The sequence below is a fragment of the Xanthocytophaga flava genome (genome assembly GCF_030068545.1).
In the GTDB taxonomy this organism is placed as follows: domain Bacteria; phylum Bacteroidota; class Bacteroidia; order Cytophagales; family 172606-1; genus Xanthocytophaga; species Xanthocytophaga flava.
In genome coordinates, this window is sequence record NZ_JASJOR010000008.1 from 1 (window position 1) to 15366 (window position 15366).

Genomic DNA, 15366 nt, shown 5'->3' on the forward strand with positions numbered 1-15366 from the left:
CGGCAAAAAGAAGAGTTGTCTTACAACTCAGAGAACTTATAACCACTATCATGATCACACTGGCGGGTGGAGATCCCAACAAAGTCTTTAAAACGTAAGGGGTCGGAATTTCTTCCGACCACCACTGATGGAAACCCTGCCTTTCGGCTTACTGAACAACAGAGGGTAAAAATTACCGGAATCTTTGAAAGCATGATAGCCGAACAGGCTACCAATTATGTATACAAGGCTGATTTGCTACGTAATTATATCCAACTGATTGTGCATGAAGCTTTGCGTATGCAACCAGAGGATTTTTCTATCCACTATCGAAATGCTTCTACACGTATTACTAATCAGTTTCTGGATCTGCTGGAGCGACAGTTTCCTATAGAAAGTATAACTTCACCCTTAATGCTAAAGACTGCCCAGGACTATGCGAACCAGCTAGCTGTACATGTAAACTACCTGAATCGTGCTGTCAAGGAAGAAACCGGAAAATCAACCACTACCCATATAGCAGACCGTGTCACCACTGAGGCTACAGTCTTGCTGCAGCATACAGACTGGAGTGTAGCGGAGATTGCCTATGCGCTGGGATTTGAATATCCTAATTACTTCAGCAATTTCTTCAAGAAGATGACTGGTAATATCCCAAAAGCCTACCGCTCCCGTCAGTTTTGAAATTTATACTTTTCCGTTTGAATCGTTTACCTCGCCAAGAGAGGTTGTTTATACTTTTGTATCACTGGTTTTCATTGTAGAAGATGAGAATTCAGGACATATCAATAATGTAAAAACAACCGATCAGACAATGGAAAAACGTAAATTAGGTAATGCCGGACTGGAAGTGTCAGCTATAGGACTGGGCTGTATGGGTATGAGTTTTGGATATGGCAATGTTGTAGACAGAAACGAAATGATCAAGCTAATACACTATGCCATTGAAAAAGGAATCAACTTTTTTGATACCGCAGAAATGTATGGTCCTTATGTTAATGAAGAATTGGTAGGAGAAGCCCTGGCTCCCTTTCGAGACCAGGTAATCATTGCTACAAAGTTTGGATTCGAGTTCGATCCCCAAACCCACGAAAACAAAGGCATGAACAGTAGCCCGGAGCATATCCGCAAGGTAGTGGAAGGATCATTGAAACGCCTGAAAACGGATGTGATTGATCTGTATTACCAGCACCGTGTAGATCACAATGTACCCATAGAAGAGGTGGCAGGTGCAGTTAAAGAACTGATTCAGGAAGGTAAGGTAAAATACTTTGGTTTGTCCGAGGCAGATGCAGACAGCATTCGCAGAGCCCATGCTGTGCAACCCGTAACAGCATTACAAAGTGCCTATTCGCTTTGGGTACGTGGGGTAGAAAATGTAATTCTACCAACTTTAGAAGAGCTCGGTATTGGCTTTGTGCCTTATGGTCCGCTGGGTCATGGATATCTGACTGGTACTATTGATGCCAGTACCCAATTTAATAGCAACGATATCCGAAGCCGGCATCCGAACTTTTCAGAAGAAACCCGGAAAAACAACCAGCAACTTGTTACATTACTAACTGCATTTGCTGAAAAGAAAGAAATCACACCTGCTCAGTTGGCATTAGCTTGGGTATTACATCAGAAACCATCAATGGTTCCTATTCCTGGAACGACAAAACTACACCGTTTGGACGAAAACCTGGGAGCTGTGGATGTAAAATTGTCAGCTGAAGACTTAGCTGAAGTCAGGCGGATCCTAACCTCTGTTAATGTTGTAGTTCCATATTAAAGGGACAAAATCTCAAATTGACGAAGTGTCAGAAAAACCATTTTTAAAAAACACATCATATTGCTAAACAACTCGCGGCAATATGATGTGTTTTTGGTTTTTATATGGCAAAATGTGTATAGTAATATAACCGATTAGTATTTCATTATACAGACAGATTATCCCCTTGTGAAGTTGAAGTAATAGCAGATAATGAAGTTTTACCAATGACAGATTTCAGTTAGTAAGCCATAATCTGCAGTGTTTTTGTGTATTTCAGCGACTATCTTGTCTAAATATCCAATATATATGAAACCTTAAACTGATAAAATGCAATTAATTGATTATCTGGAAAAATTATACTGATGTATAAAATAATTACCTTTTTCTTAGGGGTAATTCTCTTTTAGCCTGTTATACACATGAAATTGTTTCATTCCTGACAAATACTTTTATCTGCTTTGTTAGAAACGATAAACAAATCACTGCGCAACAGAGATGAAGATCCTGGCTACAAATAAATAAAGTACAATTTTACTTGTTTGCAGTCAGTCCATACTTGTTTTAACGCTTAGACCAGCTTGTTAAATCTGAGAATCCTTATGCAATTCACTTTTCGTTTACGGAAATGCGTTTCCGTTTTGCTATTGTTTTGCCCATTCTTATCTGTCTATGCCCAATGCACCTATACTTCTGTGGCAGGTGGAGGGAACTGGAGTGATCCAGCTACCTGGACTATTACAGGAAGTGGATGCAGTACAACTCCTTCATCTACAAGTACAGTGATTATAGATTCACATGTCATCCTCGATCAGAATTTTGCAGTTTTATCTGCTGGTTCCAGGCATGGATCGATTACTATTAATACGGGTGCTTCGCTGCAAGAAAGCTCTACTGCTCAGACATTAATATTTGGAGACGGTACAGGCTCTCAGCGGCAGCGATTAGAAGCAAATGGTTTATTAAATGTCTCAAATGTGGTTTTTGATAAGTCGGATGCTTTATTTACTGTACATTCGACTATTAAGTGTAATCTTACTGTTAATAACCAATCTACTATTACCATAGCAGGCACTCAACTTACCGTTGAAGGAAATTATAACTTTATCAACGGTAATATAGCCTCGGCAGGCAATGGTAAACTTCTTATTGTCGGTTGTGTTACAGGTTCCAATGGATTTTTGAATAGTTCTATCATTGCACCGCTGATTGTATGTGTTTTGAATCAGCCTACTACCTGTGGTACAGGTACTTGTAATGGAGATGTTCCTCTTAACAATGATCAGAATTGTATGCTGATGATGCCCGTTGACTGGTTATCATTTACCACTACCTATAATGAAGAAAAGAAATATGTTGTCTTGCAATGGGAAACTGCCAGTGAAGAAAACAACGCCTATTTTATGATCGAGTATTCAGAAGACGGAATAAATTTTACCTCTATTGGGCAGGTAATGGGTGCTGGAAGCTCAACAGAGAAACACACCTACTCATACATGGATTCAAAGCCTTCTTATGGTACACACTATTATCGTATACGTCAGGTAGATGATACCAATATCTCCTCTTACTCGAAAGTAAATACTATCCGCATTTTTGCTGATAATGCCAGTCTGCATATAGTTTCTAATGGAAATGGCAGCTATGCATTACAAATTTATGGTGCTGGAAATATTAACCAGATACAAGTGTTTGATCTTTTAGGACGTATCATTTATTCCGATCAGAGCCAGGCACTGGCAGAATCGTCATATGTAGAGAGAAATATACCGCTGGCTTTCAGCAGTGCAGTGTATACAGTCAGTGTAGTGACAGATAAAGGGGCATTTTTCCGGAAAGTTGCTGTTTGGAATGAATAGCATAGTCTAACTATCTGAAAGGTTTGTATCTTGCTCTTATATTCTGTTTGTATGATTGCAACTATATGACTTTATATTCATCATACAAACAGAATACAGAGAAAGTGTTTTCCAATCCGGAAATGCTGATTTACAACTTCACAACTCTTTCAGTATACTGATATGTAGTATCTTGTATCTGAATCAAATATACTCCTGATGCAATATCTTTCATAGGAATTTGTGTAGTTGAAGAGCCTGATGTGAGTACAAAGTCCTGGCTTTTTAATACTATACCTTGTATAGTTTGAACTTTAATCCTTATTTTAGATTGAGTACTGAAATAGAATTGAATTTTTAGTTCATCCGTGCAAGGATTAGGAGATAAGATCACAAAAGGGGTTGTTCGATTTTGAACAACTACAATCCGGCTATACTCATATTGGTGATTGAAGTCTACTTGTTTAAGGCGGTAATAATTGACTTCAGTCAGAGGTAAGGAATCCAAAAAGTTATAATGATTTAGCTGCTGACTGGTTCCTGTGCCCTCAACCTTACCAATCGCTTGAAAGACCTTCCCATCCGGACTGCGTTCAATCTGAAAGTATTCATTGTTTTTTTCAGATGCAGTTATCCATTGCAACAGATTGCCCTGTGGTGTTTTTTGTGCTGTGAATTCAATCAAATCAACAGGCAAAGCTATATATACATTGGTACTTAGTCTGCTGCTACAATTGGTTGATTTAGTGGCGTCGGTTACATTTACAAACAAAGAGGCTGCACTTGACAATGCCCCCGTTGATAAGTTAACAGTTGATCCATTAACCGTTGAAGTCACCGGAGATCCGACATTGGCATTGGTACCATCATCTTTTTTTAACTGGTAAATAAAGCCATTGGTTGTATTACCAACAGATACAGTGGCAGAACTACCAGGCGTTACAGAAGGAGAGAAAGTTACAGTGTTATTGGTTGGAGGATTGGGATTAACGGTAATGGCCGTAGATGTTGACAAGGTATTTGTACACGATGTAATTGGAATTTTCAGGGCCTGTACCAGAATTGTCTGATTAGAGGTAAATGTAAAAGAGTTAAAGGTAATGGTACCTCCTGTGCCTAAAAGAGATGTGCTTAGATTGGCAGTGTTTGTGCCGTTTCGAAGTGTATAAATAACCCCTGATTCGGAGTTTGTTATTTGTATCTGGGCACTGGTACTGGAGCATATTTGATTGGTAATGGCTGTTACGGTTCTGTCAACAGGTGCTTGACAGTTTACTGTAACGCCAGTAGATACCGGGCCTTCGTTTTTTCCAAGTTCTGTAGCTGTAGCTGTCAGAATTCCACCTGCATATAAATCATAATTGGCTGCACTTAATCCAGCCAAAGTCCAGGTTCCGCCAGCTAATACCACAGTCGAGCCCAATAATACACCATCTATGTATACATTGATTATCGTTCCTGTTGGTGAACCAGAAGTGCCACTTACAGAAGTACCTCCTTCTGTGTAAGTGCCCGTAATCGTAGGAATCAAGGTGGTATTGGCCTGTACAGTCACTGTATTAGAAATTGGGCTTACTGTTTTGCCACTTGCCAGTGCTGTGGCGGTAAGCATGTTTGTTGCCACCAAGGCAGGAGATAATCCGGTTAAGGTCCATGTTCCCGTAGCTGACACAGTAGTTGTGCCCACACTTACTCCATTTTTATAAACTGTAATTACAGTTCCTGCTGCCTCAGTAGAGGTTCCTGATACAGAGGTAGCACCTGCGGCAATTGGACCTTTAACCACAGGAGCTACTGTGGCTGTACCAGTGGTAACAGTTACTGAGGAGGAGGATGCAGATATACATTGGTTTGTGGAAATTGCCTGTGCTGTAATAGATTGCCCTAATACAGGTGTTAAACCACTGATTGTCCAGGTTCCTGCTATTGTTGCAGTGGTTGATCCAATTTGATAGCCGTTGCTGTATAAATACACTTTAGCACTGGCCGCAGAAGTGCCACTCACAGAAGCAGTAGAGGGGGTAATTGGGGTAGTACTTATAGATGGGGTTGCTGTAGCCGTAGCTGAACCAACGCAAACAAAAACAGGAACAGATTCACATTTACCTGTTTCTTGTGCTGTAATCCAATAACCTTCAGAATTCATACAGTTGGGACCTCCACCTGTACAGTTTGAAGTTCCACCAGCACAATTGTAGAGGAAGGCATTTGAAGCATCTGTAGTAAGAGTCTGAAATAATCCGGAAGACTTATAAATACGAATAGTTGTGCCTGTAGGGGCTCCGACCGGGCCATTTCCGCCAATACCTTTGTTGCTTTGACAAGAGATAGTAGGAGGGCTGCTACAGGTTGAACCAACAATAACAGCGGATGATTGTAAAGATATAGATTTGCCGGGAGCTGTGGCTGCTGCTGTCACAGATGCATTGGAAGCTAGTGCACTTAAACCGGAAAGAGTCCAGCTGCCAGCTGTCACGGTTGTGGTTCCTACCGAGACTCCATTTACATAGACTGTGATAACAGTTCCATTGGCTTCTGTGGAAGTTCCTGACACAGCAGTTGCACCCGATGCAATGGGACCATTTACTACAGGTGCAACAGAGCGCTGAGGCGGAAACGAGCCCCCTGACCCAATAGAACTCAATGAAGTAGGTACTGCTCCTTGAATCACGGCAGACCATATAGACTCAGCATTTCCTCCATACGCATTATCATCCACACCTCCTATATCTGAGATAGGCCCTGCCAGCGCACTTTGTGTACTGATAACCGTGTTAGCAACCATCCGAACAGAGGTAGAAGGTGTGAAGCTGGGAATGTTGGTTGTAATAACTGAAAACGGAATATAAAAATCATAAAAATAATCCGGGTTAGAGCAATTTGTTGTGATCGCAATTGCTTTCTGAGCATATTGGGCATAAGGGAGCGTTGTTAGAAGAGTAGGAGTGGCAAGCCCATCTGCATTATACAGGCGGACACCAAAGTTGGTTACCAACTCAATCTCAACTTCAAATCCCGGATTTCCACTTACATAATTAGGGTCAGCATTGGGACCTGTGTTCCCAAACTTATTATCTGTATCAATCAGGATACTATATCCTTTGGAATTGGGTGCATATCCACCCAGGCGAAAGCGAAACATAAGATTGTTTGCCGCAGATAGATAAGTGCCAATTGGATCAATACCAGGCGTATCTACAAAATCTGTAAAACCACAGTTGGGTCCGTTAGCCAGATCGGAGGTTGGTTCAGTACCTGGAACAGCTAAGGGCTTAAATGGAATTTCACTTTCCCCAAGGTCATTAGCTGAAAATCCTGCATTGTTGGCCGAAATATATCCATCTCCATTGGGATCTAAGACGGCTTGTCCAGCTGCATTAGCGGCTTTAACAATTAATCCAGGCGTTTGTGCCTGTAAACAGGCTGGAAGCTGAATGATGTATAGAAAAAAAAAGAAAAAAATGAACTTCTTTGCAGATTTCTTTGCAAAGGTATTTTGTAGGAATTTTATCATAAAACAAATGGTACATTTTGTGTAATCAATTGATATATAATAGTTCTACATGGTTGTGTAAATATATAATAATATTATATATGTTCTATATTGGATATAAAATTATAATATATTGTATTTGTGGGTGTTGTCTTAGTTTCTTGCTTGTTTGGGGAGTTGTCTATGCATTTGTAAGCAGAAAAAGCACTTAACTACCTGATTAGAGGAAGTATTATCTTTTCAGTTAGTTAGGTATACAACGAATCAAGGCTGAAGTATCGTTAAAATCAGCTTTCTTAGAATTTGTTTGAAAAAATAGTGTTAAGTAAGGAGGGATAGCCTGGCTAGACCAGATAATCTATACTATAAGGAATATGTGTTACTGAAATGTCTGTCTAAATTCAGAAGGAGAGAGGTTTGTCTTGTTTTTAAATAGCTTGCTAAATGATTGTGGGTATTCAAAACCAAGTTCATAAGCAATCTCATTCACTGAGAAGTCTGTAGTTGAGAGAAGTTCTTTGGCTTTGTCAATCAATCGTTCGTGGATATGTTGCTGTACATTGTTTCCCGTTAGTTGACGGAGCATATCGCCCAGGTAGTTGGGAGAAATATTCATGGCATCTGCAAAATATTTGACTGAAGGCAGTCCTTTGTCTGTCATTTTATTGTCAAAGTACTCGTTCAGGAGCTTTTCAAACTTTCCCAGTAATGTGTGGTTGGTGGCCTTTCTGACAATAAACTGTCTGTTATAATAGCGATTGCAGTAGGTGAGTAGTAATTCGATGTTAGAAATCACTACATCCTGGCTAAAATTGTCTATAGGTAAGGTATATTCTCTTTCAATCTGATGAAAGATAGCTATAATAGATTTTTCTTCCTCTTCCGAAAGTATCAGTGCTTCATTAACTGCATATTCAAAAAAGCCATAATCCTTTATTTTCTGTGCCAGGGGATAGGTTCGTAAAAAATCCGGATGGATGTTGAGCAACCACCCAGATCTTGCCAGAACCTCTCCAGGTTCCAGGATATTTACCTGTTTTGGAGCAAAAAAGGACATTACACCTTCATCAAAGTCATACATGGTTTGTCCGTATTGCAATTTGCCAGGACAATTCCTTTTCAGGGTGATTTGGTAATAACCAAAAATCAGACGTAAGCGGGAATCCAATGCTTGCTGCTCTATATCTTCGAACCGGACAATGCTGAACAAGGGATGCTTCGGCTTGTCTATCCTCATTAATTGATGGCTTTGGGTTATACTGTCGATATGTATGGTTTCTATGGGCTCTTTTTTCATCACACACTACATTACAGGTTCATTTTCTTTCTTTTTGTATTGGCAAAGGTTCTGGCAATGGTAGCATTGGGTATCAGGCTTATTAGTTTTATAGTCAGTGCATTGATACGTCCTGAAACATGGAATGATTTCTTCTTTTCCCACGCCTGTATCATTTCGGTTGCTACCTGTTCTGCTGTTTGTGTGTATGCATTTTCAGTTAATGTTTTACCCCAACTATTGTTATTGGCTGGCGTATTCATAAAATTGGTTGTTGTAAAACCTGGACTAAACAGCATTACCTGTACATGATAGGGTTTGCATTCTTCAGTAAGAGCCTCGGTAAATGAGCGCACAAATGCCTTTGAGGCTGCATAGGCTGCCATGTAAGGGCTTGGAAAAAACGAAGCCAACGATCCTACATTAATAATTCCTCCGCTTTTGTTCGTCACCATATCTGGCAGAAACAAACGGCATAAAGCTACCAATGAGACATTGTTAAGTTCCAGCATATCCAGTTCGGATTGTAAGTTATTGTGTACAAACTCCCCACTGGAACCAATGCCTGCGTTATTGATTAGTAAATTTACGAATAAGTTTTTCTTTTTGCTTTCTGCATACACAAAGTTGGCCGCATCGGATTTACTCAGGTCTGCCACAATGTAATGAGCTGTAATGCCATTTTTAGCTGTTATTTCTTCACAAAGTTGTTTGAGTGCCTGTTCATTACGGGCTACTAACACCAAGTTGTGTTTCTTAGCTGCCAGTTGGTGTGCCAGAGCCTTTCCGATTCCGCTTGAGGCTCCTGTTAATAATGTTACTTGCATGAGACTGTTAGGTATTTGTACATGACAAAATTCCGAAAGTCTCTTATAAAAAATCTATCCGGATTACGGATACTTGTGTTTAAAATGGAGATATTGTTGTTTGAGTAAACTTTGCTGTATGGGTATGGATTTTTGATGAAGGAGGCCTAGAAAATATCTTTCTAAAAACAGATTTTTTTACTTCTCTAACTAGTAATCTATGGCTTTAGGTAATGAAGATCCATATCCTGACCCGTGAACTGATTGACATATACAATGATATTATTAATATACGAAGCTTGAATGAATTAGCTGACATCTTTTCTATACAAGCGCAATGGATAGCCGATGATCCTATGAAATTTACACTGGAATGGCCTGGCTCATATACAGGAAGCATTACCCAACAATGTTGAAAAAATGGAGGTTCTGATCCATAACCAGAATACCTCACGTATTGTTATAAACTTTACAAACAGACAGGAAGCTCATACCCGATCATTGATGTCAGAGTTTGGGTAGGAGAAAGAAACAGAACAAGATATGAATGCAACAGGTTTTTATGAGGATATCCTGACAAGAGAGGATGGAAAATGGAAGTTTCTGGAAAGAAAGTTTACCTTGATCTATTTTGCTAATGTACCTGTAAATGGTCAGGTTACCAGCTATAAGAAACCTTGAAAAAATCTTTCTTCAGTATTCCTAAAAGGTACCTATTCTTGTTTTCAGGATACATGTGATAATATCCAAAGCCTTTCTATTTAGTTGCTGGTTTCTACATGCTCTATAACAAAAATATTAATTCTTGCAAAGGTTTTGTGTTGTAGTTTTTTATTGCTGTTAGCAATAAATTCTAAATAGACAATACGTCAAAATTTACATATGGTGTATTTAGTATATAGATTTGTTTTATCAAAGTCGTTTCTTGTATCTTGCCACTTTTTAATAGATAAAATAAAGAGGTATGATCAAACGATATACAGAACTAGATTCTTTACGTGGTATTGCAGCTATATTGGTTGTTTTTTTTCATTTTACAAGAGATAGAGACGAAGCATTATTAGGTTTTAAACTTGGCGTGACAGGAGTAGATTTATTCTTTCTTATATCAGGCTTTGTTATTTTTATGAGTATTAATAACATTTCGACTGCCAAAGAATTTATTGTAAACAGGTTTTCGCGATTATATCCTACTTATTGGAGTTGTGTTAGTTTTACTGCTATTTTAGTTTCTTTATCTCCAAGTATATATGCAACAAAAGGGGTAGGAGCTTTCTCTATGGTGAGATATTTGGGTAACATGACTATGTTTCAATACTATTTGAGAATGCCAAATCTTGATGGTCCTTACTGGACAATGATCATAGAAATGGTATTTTACTTAACGATTCTTCTGTTATTTGTAACAAAACAGTTGAAGAATATTGAGATTTGGGGTGTAGTAGGAATTATATTAGCATGTGTATTAGATTATTGTGAGGATCATTATACCACTTTATATAAAATGGTGGTATTTGTATATCCGCTAATCCACTTCTGGCCTTTGTTTTTTTCAGGAATATTATTTTTTAAGATTATGACTGAGAGAACTGCATATGTTAGACGCTATGTGATGGTGTGTATCTGTTTTCTTCTACAAAGAAAATTATATGCGATAATAGGACATAGTGCTGTGTTTATTTCAAAGATAGAGTATATTGTTTGTTTATTGTGTTACTTTTTGCTTTTTATTCTCTTTGTTAATAAAAAACTTAACTTCATTGTTAATAAAGTAACATTGTATTTGGGGACAATTTCTTATGCTCTTTACTTATGTCACGAATACCTTTCTTATAATCTTTTAATTCCCTATCTAACAAAAAATATTGGCTTGAATTTTTGGATTGCGGCTTTCATATGTTTGACTGTGACTATTTTTGTAGCCAGTCTAATTACATTCTATATAGAAGAGCCCTTTAGAAAGAGAATAAAGAAATTATTCGCTTCTTCATCTTCGAAGAAAGTTCAAGCATATTTTATAGTATAGGAGAAGGACATTAATAAACAACATATTGGTATTTTTTTATTTGACGCTCCTCTGATTTTTGAATTTTTTAATGAATTTATTCTTTCTGTAATAGAAAGATAAAGACCATCTGATAACTTGGATGAATCAAATGTATAATAGCAATTAGATGCTACCATATATAGTAAAACAGGATCTTTCTTCCGAATCTTCCATATAGGTTACAACATTAGTAAATAACCACCCAACACATGAAATATAATCTGCATATAAGATACTTACAAGGTGAAACTGTTGAAGTATGGAATGAAATAATTGCTTTGAAAGAAAGAGTATTTACGCCGCCTTTTCAAGAAGACGTTTTGCAGGTAGTAAATACAATGGTAGACCGCATAGTATACAATCTGGAATTGATTTATACAGAGTTATTGGCAAAAGGCTATGTGTTTGATACACAAGGTGTATTTAACTATTATGAGAAATATCATGGAAAACCTGTGTTTTTTCGAAAGTCAAACACCGATAAAATAGATCTTATTGTCGATTTTCTTACTAAGCTGGAGCCGTTTGGTGCTCATCCTCTTATCTTAGCAGAACTTTATAAAAAGGTTGATATCATTGATTTTCGGGGACACTTTCCGGACTTGAAAAGCTATTTTTCATTAGACCCTTTATATCTATATCCCATAGAAGAAATAATCGAATGGGTGGTAAGGTATGATACCAACTTTGATTCTATAAAGGATACAAATTATATTGTTTTCTCTCCGGATGAAAGTATTAAAGCTGATGGGTATGGTGAAACAAACTATGGTATTACTATATCTGATAAGATGGTGGCAGATGGCGATTTGGTTGATTATGGGATAGACATAACATTTGTAGAATACTTGCGTCAGGCATTTCGGTGGGCAGGGTTTTCTAATTTAGAATATATTGCCAAACCGAAAAAAGAACCTTCCACACAAATATACTACTGGAGAGGCCAGCCTCCAGAAGATCCCAATAAATGGGATGTTAGCAAAGAAATAATTGATTACCAGATTATAGATATTGCAGTTGAAATCGCAGGCAAGACATTGCTTATTTAATAATACTTTTGCATCACTAGATTAGTAAATGAATATCTCAGAGTATGAATTATCCTGTTAAAGATCTGGTTGTTTTTTCTAAATTGGGGATAGGGTTAGTCATCTGACTAATTCTATTCTAATTGAGATAAATTAAAAATGTTGTATTGAATGAATAATCGTTATGGAAAAATCTTAACGAACTTTCCATTATCAACCCCAGTCAGTTTAGTAATTTAGTCCTTCAAATAAATGGGTTGTATTAAATTAACGTAAGTTCTGGATTACATGCAAGATAACTATTTGATTATCAGAGGTACGCCGATGAGAACGGGTAAAAAATGCTTTATACTTTGAAAATAATAGAGTCTGGGGCTAGAAAAGGCACAAAATAACTTCTTTTGATTCTATCCATGTAATAATACATCGAAAATAATGAAAGGATAATATGTTTATTACCAGTTACTTACCTATTAAATGAAATGGCTTTTCTAATCCAGAATTTACGTTAAATTAATAAAATACCCATTTATTATCGCATGCTTTGTTTGATCTTTTCCCGATGCTGGCCTCCCCAGTCGCTTAGTTCACGCAAGACATTTTTTAAGGTCTTGCTGTAATCGGTTGCTTCATAAACGATGGTAACTGGTGTGGTTGGATATACATTGCGTTTAATAAAATCATTCAGTTCCAGATCTTTCAGTTCATCGGCTAAGACCTTTGGAGATATACCCGTAACGGCATTCTGTATTTCGTTGAACCGCTTGGGGGATTGCACCAAGTTAAGGATAATAGCCAGCTTCCATTTGCCATTAAGGACATACAAAGCATCAAGTATATTATTGAGTGAACCGGCACATTCTTCTTTGCCAGGAATTGTATTTTGGATCATCGTTGCCATACCCAAAGATACGCACTTTCCTGAAAGTAAGCGCTTACCTTTGGGTAAGTACTATCCTTTGAATAGCTGTTCCCACTATTTTTGTCTGCACAACTGCAAAACAGATATGCTGCTTAGGTAACACGTGCTGATTTTAATTTACTGGTTGTACTATCAGAAATCAGTGCTTTTGTCTGGCAGAAGTAGGTAACATTTAATCAAAATTTTTATGAAACGTATCCTTCATTTAATTTCAAGTATTCAGGGCAATAAGTCTCACAGCTTGGAACTGGGCAATGCCATTATCGAAAAGGTCATTGAAAAGTATCCAGGTAGTACTGTAAAAGAAGTCAATCTGGTTGACCTGGATATTCCGCATTTAAGTCCAGCTACTTTGCAATCCTTATTTAGTCCAGGAGACAAGCTAACAGCAGAAGACAAAGAGTTAATCCAATTTTCCAATGAGGCAGTCAATCAGTTAATGGCATCTGACATTATTGTCATTGGTGCCCCACTCTATAACTTTACCATTCACACATCCCTAAAATCCTGGATTGACCATATCACACGGCCTGGAATTACTTTTGGGTATACCGAAAATGGCCCTGTTGGTATGGTCACTGGCAAAAAGGTATATGTTGCGATGTCTTCAGGTGGCATTTATTCCGAAGGGCCGGGTAAAAACAACGATTTTGTAGCACCATACCTGAAAGCCTTCTTCGGGTTTCTGGGCATGACAGACCTGACAGTTTTCCGGGCAGAAGGTCTCAAAGTTCCGGGTGTGATGGAACATGCCATGGAAAAAGGGATCGCAAGCATTCATATTGATTAATGCGGTCAATGGTTTTCATTTCTGGTTATAGTGATACAGACAATTGTCACATTGGCCATTTCCATATAGCAACACCTTCAGGTAATTAGCTTGAAGGTGTTGTTTGTGTTTTCTTACCTTGACAACCTTGACTGCTTTTGTAGTGATTTTTTTAATACAACATACGATGAATTTATGATGGGTTTTTGACAGGTTTTTAGTAAGATTGAGGCACTGCATCCAGACAATACAGAGTTAGATGCCCTAAAAGTACGTTTTGTCTGGAACAGCATACTTATGACATATATCTTATGGTAGAACATATAACCCAGCTTTTAGAAGACTACGACCAAAACAAAAGCATCTATGAATCGTTTGAATCCGATGTGAAGAGAATATTGGAGACTTTATTTATCTCAGAAGATTTCCAGCCTTGCCCTCATTTGATTACATCGCGTGTAAAAGCAAAAAACAGTCTGCATAATAAACTTAAACTCAAGGGTGAGAAATACAAACAGATCGGTGATATTAAGGATATTGTAGGAATGCGCATTATTACATATTTGCAGGACGATATTGACAAAATTGCCCAGAAGATTGAAGAGGAATTTGACATAGATAGAGAGAATTCTCCTGATAAATCGGCACAGGTAGAAGAAACACTGGATCGGTTTGGGTACAAAAGCAGGCATTTTGTGGCAAGTTTAAGTGCTAGCCGATTGCAGGAACCTCATCTGAGTAAGTACAAAGGCTTGCAGTTTGAACTACAGATCCGGACCATTCTGCAGCATTCCTGGGCGACTATGGAACATGATATCTATAAGGGAAGGCAAATTGCTCCTTCTGCCAAACGGACTTTTTATCGTATTGCTGCTTTGCTTGAACTCGCTGATATTGAATTTGTCAAGCTAAAAGAAGAAATCCAACAGTATCAGAACCATATTGCTACCAAATTAAAGTTGAATCAGACTACAGGAGATATCCCTGTCAATCTGGCTTCATTGGAGGTCTTTATCAAGGAAAACGATGCTATTGCTCAGATTATCGGATATGCCATGGAGCGAAATGGATTTCATTTGTTTGGTGAAGAAGCTACTGTAATTGACGATATGGATATTTTTAACCTAAAGGTACTGGGCTTTACTACACTGGCTCCTTTGGAGAAATTTATAGAAGAGAACGTGGACGAAATAAAGCAGCTATTTGCTGACTATACAGATCCCCAGCGTCCAACCACAATGCCTGTCGGGCCATGGCAGTATCGCCTGAGCAAGACAGGTAGGGAAGATGATCGGCATTTTTCGTTTAAGAGATGTTGGAGGCTATTACTCGAAATTATTCAGGTTCTAAAATTTAGAAAAAAATAACAGTCTCTCATTCGTGTCCTGTCAGGAGGATAGAGAGAGGTATTCCCAGAACCAAGAGGATAAGAACGCGTTTCACCATAATGCTTCC

13 protein-coding genes are annotated in these 15366 nt (G+C 38.2%); 9 read left to right on the forward strand and 4 right to left on the reverse strand.

Annotation, left to right across the window (positions count from 1 at the left end; translation table 11 throughout):
- Nucleotides 1–192 precede the first annotated feature (192 nt).
- From QNI15_RS13345 to QNI15_RS13355, 3 genes are all read left to right on the forward strand, one after another.
- On the forward strand, nt 193–663 hold the full coding sequence (locus tag QNI15_RS13345; RefSeq protein ID WP_314032120.1) for a helix-turn-helix domain-containing protein: 471 nt from the start codon (nt 193–195) through the stop codon (nt 661–663).
- 130 nt (nt 664–793) lie between these two features.
- Nucleotides 794–1753, forward strand: a complete 960-nt coding sequence (locus QNI15_RS13350) for an aldo/keto reductase (protein WP_314003745.1) — start codon at nt 794–796, stop codon at nt 1751–1753.
- A 581-nt stretch (nt 1754–2334) separates the two neighbouring features.
- Nucleotides 2335–3591: a hypothetical protein gene (locus QNI15_RS13355; protein ID WP_314032121.1), complete on the forward strand. Its 1257-nt coding sequence runs from the start codon at nt 2335–2337 to the stop codon at nt 3589–3591.
- 130 nt (nt 3592–3721) lie between these two features.
- Here the strand turns inward: QNI15_RS13355 and QNI15_RS13360 are convergent, their stop codons facing one another.
- The 3 genes from QNI15_RS13360 to QNI15_RS13370 form a co-directional block, all read right to left on the reverse strand.
- The gene (locus QNI15_RS13360) at nt 3722–7084 is read right to left on the reverse strand and encodes a T9SS type A sorting domain-containing protein (RefSeq protein ID WP_314032122.1); all 3363 of its coding nucleotides are present in this window, start codon (nt 7082–7084) and stop codon (nt 3722–3724) included.
- Between the two features lie 358 nt (nt 7085–7442).
- Nucleotides 7443–8360 carry a helix-turn-helix domain-containing protein gene (locus tag QNI15_RS13365; protein ID WP_314003751.1) on the reverse strand — a complete coding sequence of 306 codons (918 nt, stop codon included), beginning with the start codon at nt 8358–8360 and terminating at the stop codon, nt 7443–7445.
- A gap of 11 nt (nt 8361–8371) precedes the next feature.
- Nucleotides 8372–9166, reverse strand: a complete 795-nt coding sequence (locus QNI15_RS13370; protein ID WP_314032123.1) for an SDR family NAD(P)-dependent oxidoreductase — start codon at nt 9164–9166, stop codon at nt 8372–8374.
- A 212-nt stretch (nt 9167–9378) separates the two neighbouring features.
- On the opposite strand from QNI15_RS13370, the gene QNI15_RS13375 reads away from it, so the two are divergent.
- The 4 genes from QNI15_RS13375 (at nt 9379) to QNI15_RS13390 (ending at nt 12241) form a co-directional block, all read left to right on the forward strand.
- Complete coding sequence (locus tag QNI15_RS13375; protein WP_314032124.1) at nt 9379–9561, forward strand: hypothetical protein; 183 nt, start codon at nt 9379–9381, stop codon at nt 9559–9561.
- Nucleotides 9562–9688: 127 nt separating this feature from the next.
- The gene (locus QNI15_RS13380; protein WP_314032126.1) at nt 9689–9826 is read left to right on the forward strand and encodes a hypothetical protein; all 138 of its coding nucleotides are present in this window, start codon (nt 9689–9691) and stop codon (nt 9824–9826) included.
- Between the two features lie 283 nt (nt 9827–10109).
- Entirely contained in the window at nt 10110–11171 is a 1062-nt protein-coding gene (locus tag QNI15_RS13385) for an acyltransferase family protein (protein WP_314032127.1), read from the forward strand.
- Between the two features lie 230 nt (nt 11172–11401).
- Nucleotides 11402–12241 (forward strand): hypothetical protein, encoded by an 840-nt coding sequence (locus QNI15_RS13390; protein ID WP_314032129.1) that lies wholly within the window; start codon nt 11402–11404, stop codon nt 12239–12241.
- A 511-nt stretch (nt 12242–12752) separates the two neighbouring features.
- On the opposite strand, the gene QNI15_RS13395 is transcribed toward QNI15_RS13390, so the two are convergent.
- Nucleotides 12753–13121, reverse strand: a complete 369-nt coding sequence (locus tag QNI15_RS13395) for a winged helix-turn-helix transcriptional regulator (RefSeq protein ID WP_313992414.1) — start codon at nt 13119–13121, stop codon at nt 12753–12755.
- 208 nt (nt 13122–13329) lie between these two features.
- On the opposite strand from QNI15_RS13395, the gene QNI15_RS13400 reads away from it, so the two are divergent.
- Both QNI15_RS13400 and QNI15_RS13405 read left to right on the forward strand, forming a co-directional pair.
- On the forward strand, nt 13330–13932 hold the full coding sequence (locus tag QNI15_RS13400; RefSeq protein WP_314032131.1) for an FMN-dependent NADH-azoreductase: 603 nt from the start codon (nt 13330–13332) through the stop codon (nt 13930–13932).
- Between the two features lie 290 nt (nt 13933–14222).
- Complete coding sequence (locus QNI15_RS13405; RefSeq protein ID WP_314032133.1) at nt 14223–15278, forward strand: GTP pyrophosphokinase; 1056 nt, start codon at nt 14223–14225, stop codon at nt 15276–15278.
- Nucleotides 15279–15366 lie beyond the last annotated feature (88 nt).

Bases quoted from the DNA above. Each gene is read 5' to 3' on its own strand.
- QNI15_RS13345 (WP_314032120.1), top strand. From the start codon at position 193: ATGATAGCCGAACAGGCTACCAATTATGTATACAAGGCTGATTTGCTA.
- QNI15_RS13350 (WP_314003745.1), top strand. From the start codon at position 794: ATGGAAAAACGTAAATTAGGTAATGCCGGACTGGAAGTGTCAGCTATA.
- QNI15_RS13355 (WP_314032121.1), top strand. From the start codon at position 2,335: ATGCAATTCACTTTTCGTTTACGGAAATGCGTTTCCGTTTTGCTATTG.
- QNI15_RS13360 (WP_314032122.1), bottom strand. From the start codon at position 7,084: ATGATAAAATTCCTACAAAATACCTTTGCAAAGAAATCTGCAAAGAAG.
- QNI15_RS13365 (WP_314003751.1), bottom strand. From the start codon at position 8,360: ATGAAAAAAGAGCCCATAGAAACCATACATATCGACAGTATAACCCAA.
- QNI15_RS13370 (WP_314032123.1), bottom strand. From the start codon at position 9,166: ATGCAAGTAACATTATTAACAGGAGCCTCAAGCGGAATCGGAAAGGCT.
- QNI15_RS13375 (WP_314032124.1), top strand. From the start codon at position 9,379: ATGAAGATCCATATCCTGACCCGTGAACTGATTGACATATACAATGAT.
- QNI15_RS13380 (WP_314032126.1), top strand. From the start codon at position 9,689: ATGAATGCAACAGGTTTTTATGAGGATATCCTGACAAGAGAGGATGGA.
- QNI15_RS13385 (WP_314032127.1), top strand. From the start codon at position 10,110: ATGATCAAACGATATACAGAACTAGATTCTTTACGTGGTATTGCAGCT.
- QNI15_RS13390 (WP_314032129.1), top strand. From the start codon at position 11,402: ATGAAATATAATCTGCATATAAGATACTTACAAGGTGAAACTGTTGAA.
- QNI15_RS13395 (WP_313992414.1), bottom strand. From the start codon at position 13,121: ATGGCAACGATGATCCAAAATACAATTCCTGGCAAAGAAGAATGTGCC.
- QNI15_RS13400 (WP_314032131.1), top strand. From the start codon at position 13,330: ATGAAACGTATCCTTCATTTAATTTCAAGTATTCAGGGCAATAAGTCT.
- QNI15_RS13405 (WP_314032133.1), top strand. From the start codon at position 14,223: ATGGTAGAACATATAACCCAGCTTTTAGAAGACTACGACCAAAACAAA.